Genomic DNA, 18,155 nt, shown 5'->3' with positions numbered 1-18,155 from the left:
ACCGTGGACGCGAATCTCAGCATGCGGTCACCGGGGCGCTCTCCCGTGGACACGAGTGGGTGCCGGCTAGGCGACCAGAGTGTCGGCGAGGAACTCGCCCACGTGGTCCAGGATGTCCGCGCGCCCCGTGCCGGGCAGGCCGACGGCGAGCTGGATGCTGAAGCCGTCGAGCAGCGCGCGGACGCGGGCGGCGAAGCGGTCGGGGTCCACGGGGCGGAACTCGCCGCGCGAGATCCCCTCGGCGATCAGGGCGACGAGGTCGCGGTGCCAGGCCCCCTCGATGGCCGCCTGGCGTTCGCGTTCCTCGGGTCCCGCGTTCTGGGAGCGGTTCCAGACCTCCAGCCACAGGGTCCAGTGGGGGTCCCGGGGACCGTCGGGCACGTAGAGGTCGACGTACGCGCGGACGCGCTCGCGAGCGGGGCCCGGCCGGGCCAGCAGGGCGCGGCGGCGGTCGCCGAGGGCGGACTCGCTCCACTCCAGGGTCCGCAGCAGGAGCTCGTCCTTGCTGCCGAAGTAGTAGAGGAGGTGGCCGCTGCTCATGCCGACCTCGCGGCCCAGGCCGGCCATGGTCAGGCCGTCCAGGCCCCGCTCGGCGATCATGGCCATGGCGGCGACGAGTACGTCCTCGCGCGGGGGCGCGTTCTTGCGCGCCGCCCGTACCGGTACTCCGCCCGCCACCATGGTCACTCCCTCACGTGGTCCGCCGGGTCCGGTCTCAGACCCTCGGCTGCTGCTGGGTGATGCAGTGGATGCCGCCACCCCCGGCGAAAATCGTACGTGCGTCGACGAGGGTCACGGTCCGCTCGGGGAACAGGCCCCGGAAGATCTCGGCGGCCTCCTCGTCGCGCGGGTCGTCGAAGGCGCAGAGCACCACGCCGCCGTTGCAGAGGTAGTGGTTGATGTACGAGTAGTCCACCCATTCGCCGTCCTCCTCCAGGACGGTGGGCGCGGGCACCTCGACGACCTCCAACTGCCTGCCCCGCGCGTCGGTGGAGGCGCGCAGGATGGCGGCGATGGTCTTGCAGCGCTCGTGGTCCGGGTGGGCCGGGTCGGGCTGGGTGTGGACGAGGACCACGCCGGGGCGGGCGAAGGCGGCGACGATGTCGACGTGGCCCTGGGTGCCGTAGGTGCCGTAGTCGCCGGCGAGGCCGTAGGGGAGCCAGATGGCCTTGGTGGTGCCGAGGTGGGCGTGGATCTCGGCCTCGACCTCCTGGCGGGTCCAGCCGGGGTTGCGGCCCTCGCCGAGCTGGACGGTGTCGGTCAGCAGGACGGTGCCCTCGCCGTCCACGTGGATGGCGCCGCCCTCGTTGACCAGGCGGGTGCTGTAGGTGCGGGTGCCGACGATGTCGGAGACGTGCCGGGCGATCTTGGAGTCGTGCTCCCAGCGGGCCCATTCCTGGGCGCCCCAGCCGTTGAAGGTCCAGTCGACGGCGGCCAGTTCACCGGCGTCGTTGGTGACGAAGGTGGGGCCGATGTCGCGCATCCAGGCGTCGTCGAGGTCCCGCTCGACCAGCTCGACGTCCTCGCCGACGACGGCTCGGGCGCCCTCGGCGTCCCCCGGGGAGACCACCAGGGTCACGGGCTCGTACGCGCGCACGGCGCGGGCGACGGCGCCCCAGGCCTCGCGGGCCTCGGCCAGCTCGCGCTCGTCGGTGAAGGTGGGGTTGGGGCTGGGCCAGGCCATCCAGGTCCGCTCGTGGGGGGTCCACTCGGCGGGCATCCGGAAGCCGCGGGCCGCGGGGGTCGTGGGGGTCTCGGGCTGTGCGGTCATGGCGGGGTCCTTAGGGGCTCGCGAGCCGGGCCGGCTCACAGGAGGTACGGGCGGTCGAGGGCCCTGGCCGGTTCCGCCGCGCCGCGCGGCGACGGTCGGTCACGCCCCGGAGGGGTCAGGCGCACGCCGATCCACCACCTTTTGAATCGATGGATTAGAGCATCACTCTAACTCTTCATTTCCTTGCTGGGAATCATTGACCTACCCGCGGGGCCTGAGTCACATTGAGTGTCGCTCAAACACCTGCGCCCACCCCCCGCCCTGCCAAGGGAGTCCCCCCATGCCCATCGAACAGCGCGGAGTCGACACCATCCCGGAGGAGGAGCGGACCAGCGGGCCTCGTGACCTGATCTCGATCCTGCTCGGCTCCAACCTCTGCCTCGGCGTGATCGTCTTCGGCTGGCTGCCCCCGTCCTTCGGACTGGGCCTGTGGCCCTCGGTCACCGCCGTCGTGACCGGCACCCTCGTCGGCATCGCCTTCACCGCGCCGCTCGCGCTGGTCTCCCTGCGGACCGCCACCAACCTCTCCACCTCCAGCGGCGCGCAGTTCGGCGTCCGCGGCCGGCTGGTCGGCTCGGTCGTGGGTCTGCTGCTCTCCCTCGGCTACACCGCGCTGACCCTGTGGATCGGCGGCGACGTGATGGTCGGCACGCTCGCGCGCCTCACCGGGCTCCCGGACACCGGTGTCACGCGGGCCGCGATGTACGGCGTCCTGGCCGCGTTCACGGTCGTCGCCGCCGTCTTCGGCTACCGGCTGCTGCTGCGCATGAGCAAGGTGCTGTCCGTCGCCATGGTGGTCCTGCTGGCCGTCGGCGTCCTCGCCTACGCCCCCGACTTCACCACCGCCGCCCCGCCGGACACGGCGTACCTCCTCGGCTCCTTCTGGCCGACCTGGGTGCTGGCCGCCGTCGCGGCCGGACTCAGCGGGCCCGTCGCCTTCATCACCCTGCTCGGCGACTACACCCGCTACATCTCCCCCCGCCGGCACGGCTCCCGCAAGGTCCTGTGGTCGACCGCCCTCGGCCTCCTCGTCGGCCTGCTGGTCCCGCAGCTGTTCGGCACCTACACCGCCCTCGCCGCCCGGGCCGGGCTGGACTACGCCGGCCCGCTCGTCGAGGCCGCGCCGTTCTGGTACCTGGTCCCGCTGCTGGTCGCGGCCGCGGCCGGCTCGGTGGGCAACGCCGGACTGATGCTCTACTCCATGGGCCTGGACCTCGACGCGATCGTCCCCCGGGCCACCCGCACCACGGCCACCGTGATCGCCGCCGTCGTGGCGACCGCCTTCGTCTTCTTCGGCTCCTTCGAGTGGGACGTGCAGTCCGCGATGACCTCCTTCGTGCTGCTGCTGACCTCGATCGGCACCCCCTGGGCCGTGATCACCCTGATCGGCCACGTCCGCTGCCGGGGGGTCTACGACCCCGACGCCCTCCAGGTGTTCAACCGTGGGGCCCGCGGCGGCGTCTACTGGTTCAGCGGGGGTTGGAACGTCCGCGCCACCGCCTCCTGGGCGGCGGGCGCGGCCGTGGGTCTGGCCGCCGTGTCGAAACCGGTGTACGAGGGCCCGCTGCTGGCCCTCACCAACGGAGTGGACTGCAGTTTCATCCTGTCGGGGCTGGTCGGCGGCGCGGTGTACGCCGCGCTGACGGTCCGGCCGAAGGCGGCTCCCGCCGCCGAGCCGACGGGCACGGTGACGGTGGCGGCCGACTAGAACATCCGGTGGGGCCGCCGCGGTGAACGACCCGGGGAGGCGTCGTGGAAGAGCTCGCTTATGTGGCGGGGAAGATCGTCAAGGGGATCGCGGGCCTGGCGTACGTGTTCGGCGACGGGCTGCTGGAGGCGGCCGCGACCGACGACCGCGGGAAGAAGGGCAAGGGCGAGGACGGGGCGGACGAGGAGCGCTGACCGCGCCCGCCGCCGCCCCCTTCGCCCCCGCTCCGCCCGCCCCGGTCCGGCCCACGCCCGGTCCGGACGCGCCGAAGGCCCCCGCTCGTCGAGCGGGGGCCTTCGGGTCGTTCGGGGTGCGGCTCAGCCGAGCGGGTGCATCCAGCCGTGGGCGTCGGCGGTGTGGCCGGTCTGGAGGTCGAGGAGCGCCTTGCGGAGCTTCATGGTGACCTCGCCGGGCTCGCCGTCGCCCTGGGTCCAGTTGGCGCGCTCGGACTTCACGGAGCCGACCGGGGTGATGACGGCGGCGGTGCCGCAGGCGAAGACCTCGGTCAGGGTGCCGTTCTCGTTGTCGCGCTTCCAGTCCTCGGTGGTGATGCGGCCCTCCTCGGCGGTGTAGCCGAGGTCGCGGGCGATGGTGAGCAGGGAGTCGCGGGTGATGCCGGGCAGGAGCGAGCCGGTGAGCTCCGGGGTGACGATGCGGTCGCCGTACACGAAGTACAGGTTCATGCCGCCCATCTCCTCGATCCAGCGGTGCTCGACGGCGTCCAGCCAGACGACCTGGTCGCAGCCGTGCGAGGCGGCCTCCGCCTGGGCGACGAGGGAGGCGGCGTAGTTGCCACCGGTCTTGGCGGCGCCGGTGCCGCCCTTGACGGCGCGCACGTACTCCTCGGAGAGCCAGACGGAGACGGGCTTGACGCCGCCGGGGAAGTAGGCGCCGGCGGGCGAGGCGATCACCATGAAGAGGAACTCGTTGGCCGGGCGGACGCCCAGGCCGACCTCGGAGGCGAACATGAAGGGACGCAGGTACAGCGAGGCCTCACCGGAGTCCGGCACCCAGGCGCGGTCCTGCTTGATGAGCGCGTCGCAGGCCTCGATGAACAGCTCGGTCGGCAGCTCGGGCATCGCCATGCGGCGGGCGGAGGCCTGGAAGCGCTCGGCGTTCGCCCGGGGGCGGAAGGTGGCGACGGTGCCGTCGGGCTGCTTGTACGCCTTGAGGCCCTCGAAGATCGTCTGCGCGTAGTGCAGGGTCATGTTCGCCGGGTCGATCGACAGCGGGGCGTACGGGACCAGCTCCGCGTCGTGCCAACCGCGACCCTCGGTCCACTTGATCGTCACCATGTGATCGGTGAAGTGGCGGCCGAATCCGGGGCTGGCCAGGATCGCGTTGCGCTCCGCGTCCGACAGGGGGTTCGAGGAGGGCTTCAGCTCGATCGTGGGCGTCGTCATGAGTGCTTGTCCTTCACCGTTGGGTAGGGCGGACCGCGCTCACGGCGTACTACGACGTCCGAGCTTGCCCGTATTCCGCGGCCTCGCGTTCGATTATCGCCCGCGGGCAGCCTTCGGTGAAACGGGGTGTGTACGGTCCAGGGGAGATGGTGGCACCCGGGGCCGCACAGGTGAAGCCGCCAGGTCCCTTTGTGACCTGGCGGCTTCCTGTCGAGGTGGCGCTGCCGGGTCAGCCGGCTACTCGCGCGGCGAGGGCGTCGCCGATCGCGTCGGTGGAGCGGAAGGTCCCGTCGCGCTCGGCCAGGTCGGCCGAGACCGCGTCCTCGATGCGGGCGGCCTGGTCCTCGTAGCCGAGGTGGCGCAGCAGGAGGGCGACGGAGAGGATCGTCGCGGTCGGGTCGGCCTTGCCGGTGCCGGCGATGTCCGGGGCCGAGCCGTGGACGGGCTCGAACATCGACGGGAAGGCGCCGGTCGGGTTGATGTTCCCGGAGGCGGCGAGGCCGATCCCGCCGGTCACGGCGGCGGCCAGGTCGGTGAGGATGTCACCGAAGAGGTTGTCCGTGACGATGACGTCGAAGCGCTCGGGCTGGGTGACGAAGAAGATCGTCGCGGCGTCGACGTGCAGGTAGTCGGTGGTGACCTCGGGGTACTCGCGGCCGACCGCGTCGAAGGTGTTCTTCCACAGGTGGCCCGCGTAGACGAGGACGTTGTTCTTGTGGACCAGCGTCAGCTTCTTGCGCGGGCGGGCGTTGGCCCGCTCGTACGCGTCCCGCACCACGCGCTCCACGCCGTACGCGGTGTTGACGCTGACCTCGGTGGCCACCTCGGCGGGGGTGCCGGTGCGCAGGCTGCCGCCGTTGCCGGTGTACGGACCTTCGGTGCCCTCGCGGACCACGACGAAGTCGATCTCCGGACGGCCGGCCAGCGGGGTGGCGGTGTTCGGGAACAGCTTCGAGGGGCGCAGGTTGATGAAGTGGTCGAAGGCGAAGCGGAGCTTCAGCAGCAGACCGCGCTCCAGCACGCCGGACGGGACCGACGGGTCGCCGATGGCGCCGAGGAGGATCGCGTCGTGGTGCCTGAGGGCTTCGAGTTCGGTGTCCGGGAGGGTCTCACCGGTGCGGTGCCACCGCCGGGCGCCGAGGTCGTATTCCTTGGTCTCCAGCTTCACATCCTGGGGCAGGACCGCGGTAAGGACCTTGAGGCCCTGAGCCACGACTTCCTGGCCGATGCCATCACCGGGGATCACTGCGAGATTGATGCTGGTCGACATGACGGAACCGTACTCCGTGTCCCAGCCCTCAGACATATCGCGTCCACCATATGGACGCGCGTGCGGCGCGACCGGTGGGCGCGACATGTCGGGGCCGGCGTGGTGCGGGTGGTGGGACGCGCGGCGACCGGCCGCGGGGCCGGCGCCGGGGCCGGGTGGGGCCTCGGGGCGGGCCGGGGCGGTCAGTGGCCGGTCGAGCCGCCGTTGTCGCGGCGGTCCAGGGCGCGCTGGAGGGCGGCGGCGGCGTTCTTGCGGTCCTCGTCGGCCGGGGAGACGTGGCGGACGCGGCGGGAAGCGGCGGAGGTGGGGGTCATGGTGGTCGACTCCTTGAGATCACGGCGTGGCGGGGCCACGGATGAGGGGTTCCTTCAAGGCGCCGGAAGAGGCGGGGAGCTGCGGCCGCAGGGGTTGCCTGCACGGGGCACGCGCTCTCGACCGCCATTCGCCGGATCGGCGAGACGTTCGGCTCCTACAAAGCTAGGGCAGGTCCGGCTGTATGTCTCCGCAATTACTCGGACTTCCTAGTATCTGAGACGCAAAACCGCCCGGAAGGGCCCCCGCAACGTTCCGATTTCAGGCCTTCTCAGCCCTGAGTTCCCTGATCAGAGCCCTAACAGCCAGACTGGAGGCCAATTCCGGTGTGGTGACGTATCCCACGCGTCGCACCGGCCCGTCCGGGCCCAGCGAGGCGATCTCCACGGCGTCCGTGGCCTCGCGCAGCGACAGCGCGGGCATGATCGCCATGCCCAGGCCCCGGCCGACCATGGTCAGCACCATCGCGTCGTCCTCCGCCTTCACCGTCGCCCGGGGGATCCAGTCCTGGGCCCGCCACCACGCCCGGGTGTAGGAGCCGCAGTTCTCGTCCCAGTCCAACAGCGGCAACCCCTTCGGCTCGGGGTGTCCGGCCGGGTGCACCAGGGAGTACGCCTCCACCGTCAGCTCCCCGGACAACAGGCCGGGCGGTACGCCGTCGGCGGCGCCCAGGGTGGCGATGCCGAGGTCCGCGCGCCCCTCGGCCACCTCCCCCGCCGTACCGGCCCCGATCTCGCGCACCACGCGCACCTCCGGGCGGATCCCGGGGTGGCGGGCCGTCAGCCGCTCCAGCGCGGGCGGCAACAGGTGCAGGGCCGCGCTGCGGAAGGCCGCCACGCGCAGCACCCCGGCCGGCTCCTCCCGGCCGGGGGCGGCCCGGCCCGCGGCGCGCGCCTCGGCGCCCAGTACCTCGTAGAGCCGCAGGATGCGCCGGCCCAGGGCGACGACCCGCAGGCCGGCGGGGGTGGGACGGGCGCCGCCGCGCCCGCGCTCGAAGAGCACCGCCCCCACCTTGACCTCGCTGCCGCGCACGGAGTGCGACACGGCCGACTGGCCGACGTCGAGGACGCGGGCCGCCGCGGAGAAGGAGCCGGTCTCGGCGACGGCGACCAGGACCCGAAGTTCCTGGGGGGCGAGCTCGGTCACGGGGGTTCCCACCTCGATGTATGAGCCGCGTTCATGGTCGGGCGGCTTCCATGAACGCAACCCCCTGCCCGGCCTTCGGATTCCTTCCTACGGTCGTCGCCATGACCACGCGCACCGCTCACGCCGTCCACCTGACCGCCCGGCCCTCCGGTTTCCCCACCCCCGACGGGTTCGCCCGCGTCTCCTTCCCCGTCCCCGAGCCCGCCCCGGGCACCGCCCTGGTGGAGAACCTGCTGCTGTCCGTCGACCCCTACCACCGGGGGCTCATGGACGGCGGCGAGGGCGGCTTCGACCTGCACGCCCCGTTGGAGGGCCGCTCGGTCGGCCGGGTGCTGGCCTCCCGCGACCCGGGGCTGGCCGAGGGCGACCTCGTCTTCCACCGCTCCGGCTGGCGCACGCATGCCCTGGTGACCCGGGGCGTGGACGGGACCCGCCCGCTGCCCGCGCACGAGGGCGTCCCCCTGGAGGCGTACCTGTCCATCCTGGGCGGGACGGGCCTGACCGCGTACGCCGCCCTCACCCGCACCGCCGCCCTGCGCGAGGGCGAGGACCTCTTCGTCTCCGCCGCGGCCGGCGGCGTCGGCACGGCGACCGGGCACATCGCCCGCCTGCTCGGAGCCCGCCGGATCATCGGCAGCGCCGGTTCGGCGGAGAAGGTGCGCCGGCTCACCGGGGCGCTCGGCTTCGACGCCGCCTTCGACTACCACGACGGGCCGGTGGGCGAGCAGTTGGCGCAGGCCGCGCCGGACGGCATCGACGTCTACGTGGACAACGTCGGCGGGGACCACCTGGAGGGCGCGATCGACTCCCTGCGCGAGTTCGGGCGCATCGCCTGGGTCGGCGCCATCTCGACGTACAACGCCGACCGCGCCCCCGCCGCGCCCCGCAACCTCTTCGAGGTGGTCCACAAGTCGCTCCGCGTGGAAGGGGTATTGGTTCGCCACCACACCAATCTCCAGGAGGAGCTGGAGGAGTTCCTCGTACCGCACCTGCGCAGCGGCGCCGTGGGCACCGACACCACCGTTGTCCAGGGGTTCGAGCACACCGTCGACGCCTTCCTGGGCATGCTCCGGGGGGAGAACCTGGGCAAGATGCTGGTCCGTCTCACCGACTGAAACCGGTCGACCGGATGTTCACCGATTGATTACTGCACGGCTGTGGACCTTTGGGTCGGGTGCCGCCACTCTTGCGGGCGACGTGCCGGAGGGGCACCCGAGTGGGAGGCGAGCAGCCAGTGACACCCATCAGCCGAAGAGGTTTCGTGGGCATCGGCGCCGGACTCGTGGCGGGGGCGACCCTGCCCGCGATCACACCGACGACGGCGGCCGCGGCCGCCGCGACCGGCACCATCACCGACGTGCGGCACGTGGTGATCCTGATGCAGGAGAACCGCAGTTTCGACCACTACTTCGGCAGGCTGAAGGGGGTCCGCGGCTTCGGGGACCGAGCGGCCGGGAACATCCCGGGCGGCTGGGGCACGTTCAACCAACCCGACTGGGGCGGTCGCCGGTACCCGTGGAAGCTGTCCTCCACCCCGCCGGCGGGCGGGGTGGACGGCGCGACCCTGGCGCAGTGCACCGGCGACCTGCCGCACAGCTGGACCTCGCAGCACGCCGCGTGGAACCGGGGCCGGATGGACAACTGGGTCACCGGCGTCGGCAACAACCGCACCCTCGGCCACCTGGACCGGGGCGACATCCCGTTCCACTACGCGCTCGCCGACCACTACACGGTCTGCGACGCCTACTTCTGCTCGGCGCTGAGCGCCACCGGCCCCAACCGCACCTTCCTGTGGAGCGGGCGGATCGACGCGGGCAGCAAGGACGGCGGCGACGAGTCCGGACTGACCTGGGAGACGTACGCCGAGGCCCTCCAGCGGGCCGGCGTGAGCTGGAAGGTCTACCAGAACGCCCAGGACAACTACGGGGACAACGGCCTGGCCTACTTCAAGAGGTTCACCGACGCGGGCCCCGGCGACCCCCTGTGGGACCGCGGCATGGGCTCGGTCCCGAAGGTGACCGGCTCCACCCCGGACGACATCGCCGCCGCCCTGCGCGCCGACGCCCTCGCGGGCACGCTGCCGCAGGTCTCCTGGGTCGTGGCGAACGAGGCCTTCTCGGAGCACCCCTACGCCCCGCCCGGCGACGGCGCGCACTTCGTCGACCTGGTCTACCGCGCGCTGGCCGCGAACCCCGAGGTCTTCGACTCCACCGTCCTCTTCCTCAACTACGACGAGAACGACGGCTTCTTCGACCACGTCACGCCGCCGACCGCCCCGCCCGGCACCCCCGACGAGTACCTCGACGGCCTCCCGATCGGCCTCGGCTTCCGCGTGCCGATGCTCGTCATGTCCCCGTGGACCCGGGGCGGCTGGGTCAGCTCCGAGGTCTTCGACCACACCTCGGTGCTGCGCTTCATGGAGACCTGGACGGCCGCCCTCGGCACCCCCGCCGTCTGCCCGAACATCAGCGCCTGGCGCCGCCGGGTCGTCGGCGACCTGACCGGCGCCTTCGACTTCGCCCGCCCGGTCTACGGGGTCCCCGCCGGCCTCCCCTCGACGGCGAAGGTCATCGGCCAGTCGACCTGCGGCCCCCTGCCGAACCCGGCGCCCCAGGACAACGCCCTGCCGGCGCAGGAGCCGGGGACGCGCCCGGCGCGGGCGCTGCCGTACCAGGTCAACGGGAACCTGGACCGGTTGGAGTTCCGGGCGGGCGGTCAGATCCTGGCCTGGTTCTCGATGACCAACCAGGGTCCGCAGGCGAAGCGGCCGGCGCACTTCTCGATCCACCCGCACCAGCACCGGGACACGGCCGCCTGGCAGTACACGGTGGATCCGGAAGGCACCGCGACGGACTGGTTCCACATCGGGCTCGGCAACGGCGCCGGGAAGTACGACATCTCGATGTACGGCCCGAACCGCTTCCTGCGCCGGTTCATCGGCGACGCGAACAAGGCCGGCAAGGCCCTGGAGGTCGCGGCCCGCTTCGCGGTGGAACCGGGCACCGGCAAGACGGCGATCTGGTTCCGGATGACGAACGCCTCCGCCTCCCCGGTCACGTTCACGATCCGCTCGAACGCCTACCGCTCGGACGGCCCCTGGACGTACACGGTCCCGGCGAACTCCTCGCGCGAGGACTTCTTCAACGCCGTCGCCTACCACAAGGGTTGGTACGACTTCACGATCCTGGCGGACTCCGACGGCACCTGGTCGCGCCGCTACACGGGCCACATCGAGACGGGGGCGCCGACGGTCTCCGGATCCTGACCGGACGGACGTCGGGACAGGGTCGGGCGCTACAGCACGTCCCCGTCGCGCCAGTCGAAGTCGAGCCGCCCGGCCGGGTCCAGCGGGACCCCGCCGGGCGGCGTCCACACCCAGGTCGAGCCCTCCTCCTCGGGCAGCCGCTCGGGACCGCCCGGCCCGAGGACGCCGATCGGCCCGGGGTGCGGGCGCCAGCCCCGGCCCGCGTACAGGGCGGCGCCCGCCTCCGAGGCCGACAGCGCCCCCAGGACGTAGGCCCGGCCGATGACCCCCTCCAGGGAGGCCATGACCGCACCGGCGATCCCGCGCCGCCGACGGTCCGCCCGCACGGCCACGCCCTCCACGTACCCCGTCCGCAGCGCCCTCCCCCGGTGCAGCACCCGCCGCTGGACCACACTGCCGTGCGCGACGGGCTCCCCGCCCTCGTACACCAGGGCGTGCATCCCGCCGAGCGCGTGCTCGAAGTCCTCGTCGCCGAAGTCCCCCTCGAAGGCCGCGTCGAGCAGGGCGCGCACCGCGCCGAGTTCCCCCCGCCCGAGCTCGCCGGTGTGGCGCAGCACGACGTTCACGTTCACGGTGGCGTTCACCCGTCGACGGTATCAACGCCCGCGCAGGCGGCGTTCCAGTTTTTCCAGCGTGGGCGCGTCCAGCCCGGCCCGGCTCAGGTACGGTCCGGCGTCGAGGTCCGCCGCGGCGGCGTGGGCGAGGGCGTGGACCGTGGTGCCCGGTCCCGCGACGTACTCCTCGATCTCCGTCGCGTCGTACTCCCTCCCCCGCGCCGCGTGCATCGCCCTCACCCGCGGCTCGCTCAGGGCGTGGTCGTCGGCGACCTCGGCGGGGGTCGCGCCGGCCAGGCGCAGCAGGACGAGGGCGATGATGCCCGTACGGTCGCGGCCCAGGCCGCAGTGGAAGGCGACCCCGCCCGGCGGTGCCTGTGCCACGGCGCGGGCCACGGCCGCGACGCGGTCGGGGAAGCGGTCCAGGAAAGGCCGGAAATACGCGGGGGTTCCGAAACCCGGAGTGTCCCACCAGACGTCCCAGAAGTCGCGGTGCTCGATCCCGTCGAGGGGGATGGACAGCGTCGTGAGGACCGGCGGGCGCGGGGCGTGGTCCACCCCCCGCTCGTCGTCGTTGCGCAGGTCGATGACGGTCCGCACGCCGTGCGCGACCAGCCTGGTCCAGCCGTGCGCGGTGAGCGCGTCCAGGCTGTCGGCGCGCACGAGCGCGCCCGGCACGAGCGCTCCGTTCCCGCCGGGGTCGCGGGCGTTGAAGCAGCCCTCCAGGTCCAGGAATCGACCGACGTTCGCCACGGTCATAGCCCCCCTGTCAGTACACAACGGACAGTTGTTCCTGACGCGACTCTGGCCCCGGCGGTTGCGCCGCGTGAAGATCTGCCCATGTCGCCTGAAACGCAGCAGTGGTCCCCCACTCACGGCCACCCCTACCGACCCGTCGCCTACCGGCCCGCGCGCATGCCCGCGCCCGAATCCCTCGCGCGCGCGGCCGAGTTGCGCGCGCGGATGGACGAGCGGCGGACCGTCCGAAGCTTCTCCCCCGACCCCGTGCCCGATCAGGTCGTCCGCGACGCGATCGCCTGCGCGGCGACCGCCCCCTCCGGCGCGCACCAGCAGCCGTGGACGTTCGTCCTGGTGAAGGACCCCGGCATCCGGCAGCAGATCCGGGCCGCCGCCGAGCAGGAGGAGCAGATCTCCTACGACGGCCGGCTGGGCGACGAGTGGCTCGCGGCCCTGCGCCCGCTGGGCACGGACGCGGTCAAGACGCACCTCACGGACGCGCCCGCGCTGATCGTGGTCTTCCAGCAGCGCTACTGGCTCGGCCCGGACGGCACGAAGCGCAAGCACTACTACGTCGACGAGTCGGTGGGCATCGCGGTGGGCATGCTGCTGTCCGCGCTCCACCTGAGCGGCCTCGCGGCCCTGATCCACACGCCGAGCCCGATGCGTTTCCTCGGCCACGTGCTGGGCCGCCCGGAGAACGAGAAGGCCTTCGCCGTCGTCCCGGTGGGCTATCCCGCGGACGACTGCGAGGTCCCGGACCTGGTCCGCAAGTCCCTGAACCAGGTCATGGTCGAGGTCTGACGGGCCCTCGGGGCCACGCGCGCCGTCCCGCCCCGGGAACCGGACCGCCCCCGCTCCGGACTTGGGGGTACCGGAGCGGGGGCGGGGTTCGGGGCCGGGCCTCGATCAGCCCATGTGGGGGTAGCCGTACTCGGTCGGCGGGACCAGGGTCTCCTTGATGGAGCGGGTCGAGGTCCAGCGCAGCAGGTTGGACGCGGCGCCCGCCTTGTCGTTGGTGCCCGAGGCACGGCCGCCGCCGAAGGGCTGCTGGCCGACGACGGCACCGGTCGACTTGTCGTTGATGTAGAAGTTGCCCGCCGCGAAGCGGAGCTTCTCCATCGTGTCGGCGGCCGCGTAGCGGTCCTGCGCGATGACGGCGCCGGTCAGGGCGTACGCCGAGACGCTCTCCATCTGGGCGAGCATCTCGTCGTACTTGTCGTCCTCGTAGACGTGGATCGCGAGGATCGGGCCGAAGTACTCGGTCGTGAAGACCTCGTTCTCCGGGTCGGTGCACTCGATGACGGTCGGGCGGACGAAGTAGCCCTCCGAGTCGTCGTAGGTGCCGCCGGCGACGACGGTGCAGGTCGGGTCGGCCTTCGCGCGGTCGATCGCGGCCTTGTTCTTGGCGAACGAGCGCTCGTCGATGACGGCGCCGATGAAGTTGTCCAGGTCGCGGACGTCACCCATGGTGATGCCGTCGACCTCGGCCGCGAACTGCTCCTTGAAGCCGTCGTTCCAGATGGAGGCCGGAACGTAGGCGCGGGAGGAGGCGGAGCACTTCTGGCCCTGGAACTCGAAGGAGCCGCGGGTCAGGGCGGTCTTCAGGATCGCGCGGTCCGCGGAGGGGTGCGCGACGACGAAGTCCTTGCCGCCGGTCTCGCCGACCAGGCGCGGGTAGGACCGGTAGTTCTCGATGTTGTTGCCGACCGTCTTCCACAGGTACTGGAAGGTCTTGGTCGAGCCGGTGAAGTGGATGCCGGCCAGCTCGGGGTGGTTCAGCGCCACCTCGGAGACCGCGATGCCGTCACCGGTCACCAGGTTGATGACGCCCTTGGGCAGGCCCGCGGCCTCCAGGAGCTCCATCAGCAGGACGGCGGAGTGCGTCTGCGTCGGGGACGGCTTCCACACGACCACGTTGCCCATGAGGGCCGGGGCGGTCGGCAGGTTGCCGGCGATGGCCGTGAAGTTGAACGGCGTGATCGCGTAGACGAAGCCCTCCAGCGGGCGGTGGTCGCTGCGGTTCCACACGCCGGCGCTGTTCGCGGCGGGCTGCTCGGCGAGGATCTGCCGGGCGAAGTGCACGTTGAAGCGCCAGAAGTCGACGAGCTCGCACGGGGTGTCGATCTCGGCCTGCTGAGCGGTCTTCGACTGGCCCAGCATGGTGGAGGCGGCCAGCTTCTCGCGCCACGGGCCGGCCAGCAGCTCGGCGGCGCGCAGGATGATCGCGGCGCGGTCGTCGAAGGACATCGCGCGCCAGGCCGGGGCGGCGGCCAGGGCGGCGTCGACGGCCTCCTGGGCGTCGGCCTCGGTGGCGTTCGCGTAGGTGCCGATGACGGACTTGTGGTCGTGCGGCTGCACGACGTCGAAGCGCTCGCCGCCGCCCATCCGCTTGACGCCGTCGATCGTCATCGGGAGGTCGATCGGGTTCTCGGACAGCTGCTTGAGCTGGATCTCGAGGCGCGCGCGCTCCGGGCTGCCGGGGGCGTACGAGTGGACCGGCTCGTTGACCGGCGCGGGGACCTGGGTCACAGCATCCATGGGGCGGGTAACTCCTTGACCTTGGTTTCGTGGACCTAGTTCTTGGTGATCATCGAGCGGAGGAAGAACAGCAGGTTGGCCGGCTTCTCCGCGAGGCGGCGCATGAAGTATCCGTACCAGTCGGTGCCGTAGGCCGTGTAGACGCGCATGCGGTGGCCCTCGGCGGCGAGCCGCAGGTGCTCCTCTCCGCGGATGCCGTACAGCATCTGGAACTCGTACTCGTCGAGCTTGCGCCCGGCCTGCCGGCCCAGCTCCTGCGCGATGGCGATCAGGCGCGGGTCGTGGGACCCGATCATGGGGTAGCCGTCGCCCTCCATGAGGATCTTCATGATCCGGACGTACGCCTTGTCGATCTCGCCCTTGTCCTGGTACGCGACCTCGGCGGGCTCCTTGTAGGCGCCCTTCACGATCCGGACGCGGCTGCCGGCGGCGGCCAGGCGGCGGGCGTCGGCCTCGGTGCGGAAGAGGTACGCCTGGATCACGCAGCCGGTCTGCGGGAAGTCCCGGCGCAGCTCCTCGTGGATGGCGAACATCGAGTCGAGGGTGGTGTGGTCCTCGGCGTCCAGGGTGACGGTGGTGCCGATGGCGGCGGCGGCCTCGACGACCGGGCGGACGTTCGCGAGCGCCAGCTCGTGGCCGCCCTCCAGGGCCTGGCCGAACATCGAGAGCTTGACCGACATCTCGACGGTCTCGCCGAGACCGAGGTCCGCGAGGCGCTCGATGAGCAGGAGGTAGGCGTCGCGGGCGGCGTAGGACTGCTCCACGGCGGTGATGTCCTCACCGACGACGTCGAGGGTGACCTCCAGGCCCTTGCCCGTGAGGTCCACGACGATCGGAATGACCTGGTCGACCGTCTCGCCGGGGATGAACCGGTTGACCACCGGCTTGGTCACCGGGGCGGCAGAGACGATTCGGCGCATCTTGTCGCTGCGCGAAGCGGCGAGGATCGCGGGACCCAGCACGGGGCACCTCCAACGGGTGGCAGAAGCGGACGTACGGTCCGCCGCGGGGGGTGTGCTGCGGCCGTAGGGAAAACGCGAGTAAAACCACCGTGAAACCTAAGGATCTCCACGATCCTCTGCCATCGACAGCTGTCACGCATCCGTGGCCCGGATCTCATACATCTGTCTGAAGGGCCTGCTCGGGGGTGGGAGAATGTCCGGGTGAAGGGCGAATACCAGGACCTGGTGGACGAGATCTCGGCGCTGCTGGACGCCCCGGCGACGCTGGAGAACCGGGACTTCCGACTGATCGCCTTCGGCGCGCACGACAGCGACGGCGACGGCGGCGAGCTCGTCCTGGATCCCGTGCGCACCCGCTCGATCCTGACCCGCCAGTCGACGGCCGCGGTGCGCAGCTGGTTCGAGGGCTTCGGCATCGCCCGCGCCACCGGCCCCGTCCGCATCCCGGCGGCCCCCGACGCGGGCGTCCTGACGGGACGGATCTGCCTGCCGGTGCGCTACCGCGGCGTCGTACAGGGCTACGTGTGGCTCCTGGACCAGGATCCCGGCCCCGCGCCGGAGGCCCTCGCCGCGGCCATGGAGGCCGCCCAGCGGATCGGGGTGCTGCTCGCCGAGGAGGCCAGGGCGGGCGCGGACCTCTCGCGGGAGTTCCTCGCGGTGCTGACGGCCGCGCGGGGCTGGCAGGCCGACATGGCCGTGGCCGCGCTGCGGGTCGCCCTGGGGCCCGGGGCGGACGGCCTGCACGCGGCGGTGTGCGTGGCGCCGTGGGTCGGGGAGGCGCCGGCCCAGGTCCCGGGCGCGGCCGCGGTGTGCGTGGTGCCCGGGCAGGACACGGCGGACCCGGGGCGGCTGGCGGTGCTGGTGCGGCTGCGCACGGCGGACGCGCTGGCGCCCGCGCTCACGGCGGTGGGCCGGCTGCTGCCGCGCACGGCGGGCACGGCCCTGGCGGGCGGGGCGGGCGGGGCCGCCGGCAAGGGCGGTACGGGCGCGGCGGCCGGGACGGGCGCGGCGAGCGGTGCGGGCGCGGCGGACGGGAAGGCCGCGGCCGGGGTGACCGCCGGGGTGACCGCCGGGCTCTCCGAGCCGGTCCGGGCGCTGTCGCAGCTGCCCGCCGCCTGGGCGCAGGCCACCGCCGCGGCGCGGGCGGCCTCGGCGCAGCCCCGGCTCGGGCCGGTGGCCCGGTGGTCGGGGATCGGCCCGTACCGGATGCTGGCCACCCTGGCCGCGCGTCCCGACGACGACCCGGCGACGGGCGCCCTGCTGGGTCCGGCCCACCGCGAACTCGCCCGTACGGCGGAGGTGTTCCTCGACTGCGCGGGCCAGGCGGGCCGCGCGGCGGCGGCGCTGGGGATCCACCGCCAGACCCTGTACTACCGGCTCGGCCGGGTGGAGCAACTGACCGGCCTCGACCTGGACGAGGGCGAGGACAGGCTGCTGCTGCACATGGCCCTGAAGGCGGCCCGGCTGCACGCCTGACCCTCTCAGCGGGCGGCGGCCTCCAACGGTGCGCCGCTGAGGGAGTCGAGGAGGATCCGCTCGCCCGGCGGGCGGGACAGGGTGACGAGCACCTTCGCCCTGCGCAGGCTCATGTCGCACCCGCTCTCCCCGTGCGCGCCCCGCGCGCCCCGCGGGTCCTTCGAGGGCAGGATCCGCCCGGCCAGGACGACGGTGTCGGCGCCCTCCAGGACGTCGACGGCGACTCCGTCGTCACAGGCGCCGTGGCCGGCGGTCACCTCGAAGGAGGTCGCCCCGGGCGGGACGGCGACGTACCCCCACAGGGGGGCCGCTCCCCCCTCGAAGGGGGCCAGGGGCTCGATCGGCGGTTTCGGCAGCGCCTCGGGGCGGACCGCGAACCGGGGGAGCGGGGTGTCGTAGCCCTCCACGGTGAACAGCCACGCGGGCACTTCGGCGGGGCCCCGGCCGGTGCGCGCGGGGGTCGTGGCGAAGCGGACGGCGGTGACGGTGAGGGCGGAGAGGGTGGGGTCCCCGTCCGGGGCGCGGTCCAGTTCGGCGTACGCCTCCCCCGCGGTCAGCAGCCCGACGGCCACCTCGCCGCCGTCGGGGAAGCGTACGGGCACGGCGGGCGGCGGGGCCGCGGGCAGCTCGGCGCGCAGCGTGAAGTTCCCCGCCGCGTGGGCGGCCTTGTCGGCCCCCGAGCGGAAGCCGCCGGCCGGCTGCCAGTCCTGGGCGCCCAACGGGTGGAACCCCGAACGCCATTGGCGCAACACCTGCGGGTCCTGCCAGGCGGCGGCCACCCGTTCCCGGCGCGGCAGGGTGTCCTCGGGGCCGCCGCGCGGCGGCCCGCCGCCCCGGCCGCAGCCCGCCCCGAGGGTCGCGAGCACCGCCAGGGCCACCCCGGCCGCCCGGGCCCGGGCGGCGCGCCCCGACCCACCGTACGTGCGCCGGCGAGGAAGCCCTCGTGGCGGACGGTGAGGCGGGCGAGGGCGTCGCCGACGGGTTCGATCTCGTACGTCACCCGGGTGCG

Annotated in this window: 17 protein-coding genes; 6 read left to right on the top strand and 11 right to left on the bottom strand. The window is 72.8% G+C overall.

Annotated features, from left to right (window positions below):
- Window positions 1–66: 66 nt before the first annotated feature.
- Entirely contained in the window at window positions 67–681 is a 615-nt protein-coding gene (locus tag AB0D01_RS37545; RefSeq protein WP_363063500.1) for a TetR/AcrR family transcriptional regulator, read from the bottom strand.
- Between the two features lie 34 nt (window positions 682–715).
- Window positions 716–1,771: an agmatine deiminase family protein gene (locus AB0D01_RS37540; RefSeq protein ID WP_363063498.1), complete on the bottom strand. Its 1,056-nt coding sequence runs from the start codon at window positions 1,769–1,771 to the stop codon at window positions 716–718.
- Between the two features lie 280 nt (window positions 1,772–2,051).
- Here AB0D01_RS37540 and AB0D01_RS37535 point away from each other — a divergent pair, with 280 nt between their 5' ends.
- Both AB0D01_RS37535 and AB0D01_RS37530 read left to right on the top strand, forming a co-directional pair.
- Window positions 2,052–3,479, top strand: coding sequence for a cytosine permease (locus AB0D01_RS37535; protein ID WP_363063496.1), 1,428 nt, complete (start codon window positions 2,052–2,054; stop codon window positions 3,477–3,479).
- Between the two features lie 44 nt (window positions 3,480–3,523).
- Window positions 3,524–3,673 carry a hypothetical protein gene (locus AB0D01_RS37530; RefSeq protein ID WP_363063495.1) on the top strand — a complete coding sequence of 50 codons (150 nt, stop codon included), beginning with the start codon at window positions 3,524–3,526 and terminating at the stop codon, window positions 3,671–3,673.
- A 123-nt stretch (window positions 3,674–3,796) separates the two neighbouring features.
- On the opposite strand, the gene AB0D01_RS37525 is transcribed toward AB0D01_RS37530, so the two are convergent.
- From AB0D01_RS37525 to AB0D01_RS37510, 4 genes are all read right to left on the bottom strand, one after another.
- Window positions 3,797–4,882, bottom strand: coding sequence for a branched-chain amino acid aminotransferase (locus tag AB0D01_RS37525; RefSeq protein WP_363063493.1), 1,086 nt, complete (start codon window positions 4,880–4,882; stop codon window positions 3,797–3,799).
- A 229-nt stretch (window positions 4,883–5,111) separates the two neighbouring features.
- Window positions 5,112–6,152, bottom strand: coding sequence for a 3-isopropylmalate dehydrogenase (locus AB0D01_RS37520; RefSeq protein WP_363063491.1), 1,041 nt, complete (start codon window positions 6,150–6,152; stop codon window positions 5,112–5,114).
- Window positions 6,153–6,334: 182 nt separating this feature from the next.
- Complete coding sequence (locus AB0D01_RS37515; protein WP_363063489.1) at window positions 6,335–6,466, bottom strand: hypothetical protein; 132 nt, start codon at window positions 6,464–6,466, stop codon at window positions 6,335–6,337.
- Window positions 6,467–6,725: 259 nt separating this feature from the next.
- A complete protein-coding gene (locus AB0D01_RS37510; RefSeq protein WP_363063487.1) occupies window positions 6,726–7,610 on the bottom strand; it encodes a LysR family transcriptional regulator in 885 nt (294 codons plus the stop codon).
- A 101-nt stretch (window positions 7,611–7,711) separates the two neighbouring features.
- Here AB0D01_RS37510 and AB0D01_RS37505 point away from each other — a divergent pair, with 101 nt between their 5' ends.
- Both AB0D01_RS37505 and AB0D01_RS37500 read left to right on the top strand, forming a co-directional pair.
- Window positions 7,712–8,725, top strand: coding sequence for an NADP-dependent oxidoreductase (locus AB0D01_RS37505; RefSeq protein ID WP_363063485.1), 1,014 nt, complete (start codon window positions 7,712–7,714; stop codon window positions 8,723–8,725).
- A gap of 119 nt (window positions 8,726–8,844) precedes the next feature.
- Complete coding sequence (locus AB0D01_RS37500; protein WP_363063483.1) at window positions 8,845–10,875, top strand: phosphocholine-specific phospholipase C; 2,031 nt, start codon at window positions 8,845–8,847, stop codon at window positions 10,873–10,875.
- Window positions 10,876–10,904: 29 nt separating this feature from the next.
- On the opposite strand, the gene AB0D01_RS37495 is transcribed toward AB0D01_RS37500, so the two are convergent.
- Both AB0D01_RS37495 and AB0D01_RS37490 read right to left on the bottom strand, forming a co-directional pair.
- Complete coding sequence (locus AB0D01_RS37495) at window positions 10,905–11,459, bottom strand: GNAT family N-acetyltransferase (RefSeq protein ID WP_363063481.1); 555 nt, start codon at window positions 11,457–11,459, stop codon at window positions 10,905–10,907.
- Window positions 11,460–11,471: 12 nt separating this feature from the next.
- Window positions 11,472–12,188: a tyrosine-protein phosphatase gene (locus AB0D01_RS37490; protein ID WP_363063479.1), complete on the bottom strand. Its 717-nt coding sequence runs from the start codon at window positions 12,186–12,188 to the stop codon at window positions 11,472–11,474.
- Between the two features lie 81 nt (window positions 12,189–12,269).
- On the opposite strand from AB0D01_RS37490, the gene AB0D01_RS37485 reads away from it, so the two are divergent.
- Window positions 12,270–12,971, top strand: coding sequence for a nitroreductase family protein (locus AB0D01_RS37485; RefSeq protein ID WP_363063477.1), 702 nt, complete (start codon window positions 12,270–12,272; stop codon window positions 12,969–12,971).
- Window positions 12,972–13,076: 105 nt separating this feature from the next.
- Here the strand turns inward: AB0D01_RS37485 and pruA are convergent, their stop codons facing one another.
- Window positions 13,077–14,708 (bottom strand): L-glutamate gamma-semialdehyde dehydrogenase, encoded by a 1,632-nt coding sequence (gene pruA, locus AB0D01_RS37480; RefSeq protein ID WP_363063475.1) that lies wholly within the window; start codon window positions 14,706–14,708, stop codon window positions 13,077–13,079.
- A 35-nt stretch (window positions 14,709–14,743) separates the two neighbouring features.
- Window positions 14,744–15,670 carry a proline dehydrogenase family protein gene (locus tag AB0D01_RS37475; protein WP_363063473.1) on the bottom strand — a complete coding sequence of 309 codons (927 nt, stop codon included), beginning with the start codon at window positions 15,668–15,670 and terminating at the stop codon, window positions 14,744–14,746.
- Between the two features lie 201 nt (window positions 15,671–15,871).
- Here AB0D01_RS37475 and AB0D01_RS37470 point away from each other — a divergent pair, with 201 nt between their 5' ends.
- Entirely contained in the window at window positions 15,872–17,146 is a 1,275-nt protein-coding gene (locus tag AB0D01_RS37470; RefSeq protein WP_363063471.1) for a helix-turn-helix domain-containing protein, read from the top strand.
- 5 nt (window positions 17,147–17,151) lie between these two features.
- On the opposite strand, the gene AB0D01_RS37465 is transcribed toward AB0D01_RS37470, so the two are convergent.
- Window positions 17,152–18,012: a hypothetical protein gene (locus tag AB0D01_RS37465; protein WP_363063469.1), complete on the bottom strand. Its 861-nt coding sequence runs from the start codon at window positions 18,010–18,012 to the stop codon at window positions 17,152–17,154.
- Between the last annotated feature and the right edge of the window lie 143 nt (window positions 18,013–18,155).

It is taken from the genome of Streptomyces sp. NPDC048606, assembly GCF_040650855.1.
GTDB lineage: Bacteria > Actinomycetota > Actinomycetes > Streptomycetales > Streptomycetaceae > Streptomyces.
This window is presented reverse-complemented; position numbering and strand designations above follow the sequence as displayed.

Coding starts and splice junctions, on each gene's coding strand:
- AB0D01_RS37515 (WP_363063489.1), bottom strand. CDS start 6,466: ATGACCCCCACCTCCGCCGCTTCCCGCCGCGTCCGCCACGTCTCCCCG.
- AB0D01_RS37545 (WP_363063500.1), bottom strand. CDS start 681: ATGGTGGCGGGCGGAGTACCGGTACGGGCGGCGCGCAAGAACGCGCCC.
- AB0D01_RS37485 (WP_363063477.1), top strand. CDS start 12,270: ATGTCGCCTGAAACGCAGCAGTGGTCCCCCACTCACGGCCACCCCTAC.
- pruA (WP_363063475.1), bottom strand. CDS start 14,708: ATGGATGCTGTGACCCAGGTCCCCGCGCCGGTCAACGAGCCGGTCCAC.
- AB0D01_RS37490 (WP_363063479.1), bottom strand. CDS start 12,188: ATGACCGTGGCGAACGTCGGTCGATTCCTGGACCTGGAGGGCTGCTTC.
- AB0D01_RS37505 (WP_363063485.1), top strand. CDS start 7,712: ATGACCACGCGCACCGCTCACGCCGTCCACCTGACCGCCCGGCCCTCC.
- AB0D01_RS37540 (WP_363063498.1), bottom strand. CDS start 1,771: ATGACCGCACAGCCCGAGACCCCCACGACCCCCGCGGCCCGCGGCTTC.
- AB0D01_RS37535 (WP_363063496.1), top strand. CDS start 2,052: ATGCCCATCGAACAGCGCGGAGTCGACACCATCCCGGAGGAGGAGCGG.
- AB0D01_RS37525 (WP_363063493.1), bottom strand. CDS start 4,882: ATGACGACGCCCACGATCGAGCTGAAGCCCTCCTCGAACCCCCTGTCG.
- AB0D01_RS37520 (WP_363063491.1), bottom strand. CDS start 6,152: ATGTCGACCAGCATCAATCTCGCAGTGATCCCCGGTGATGGCATCGGC.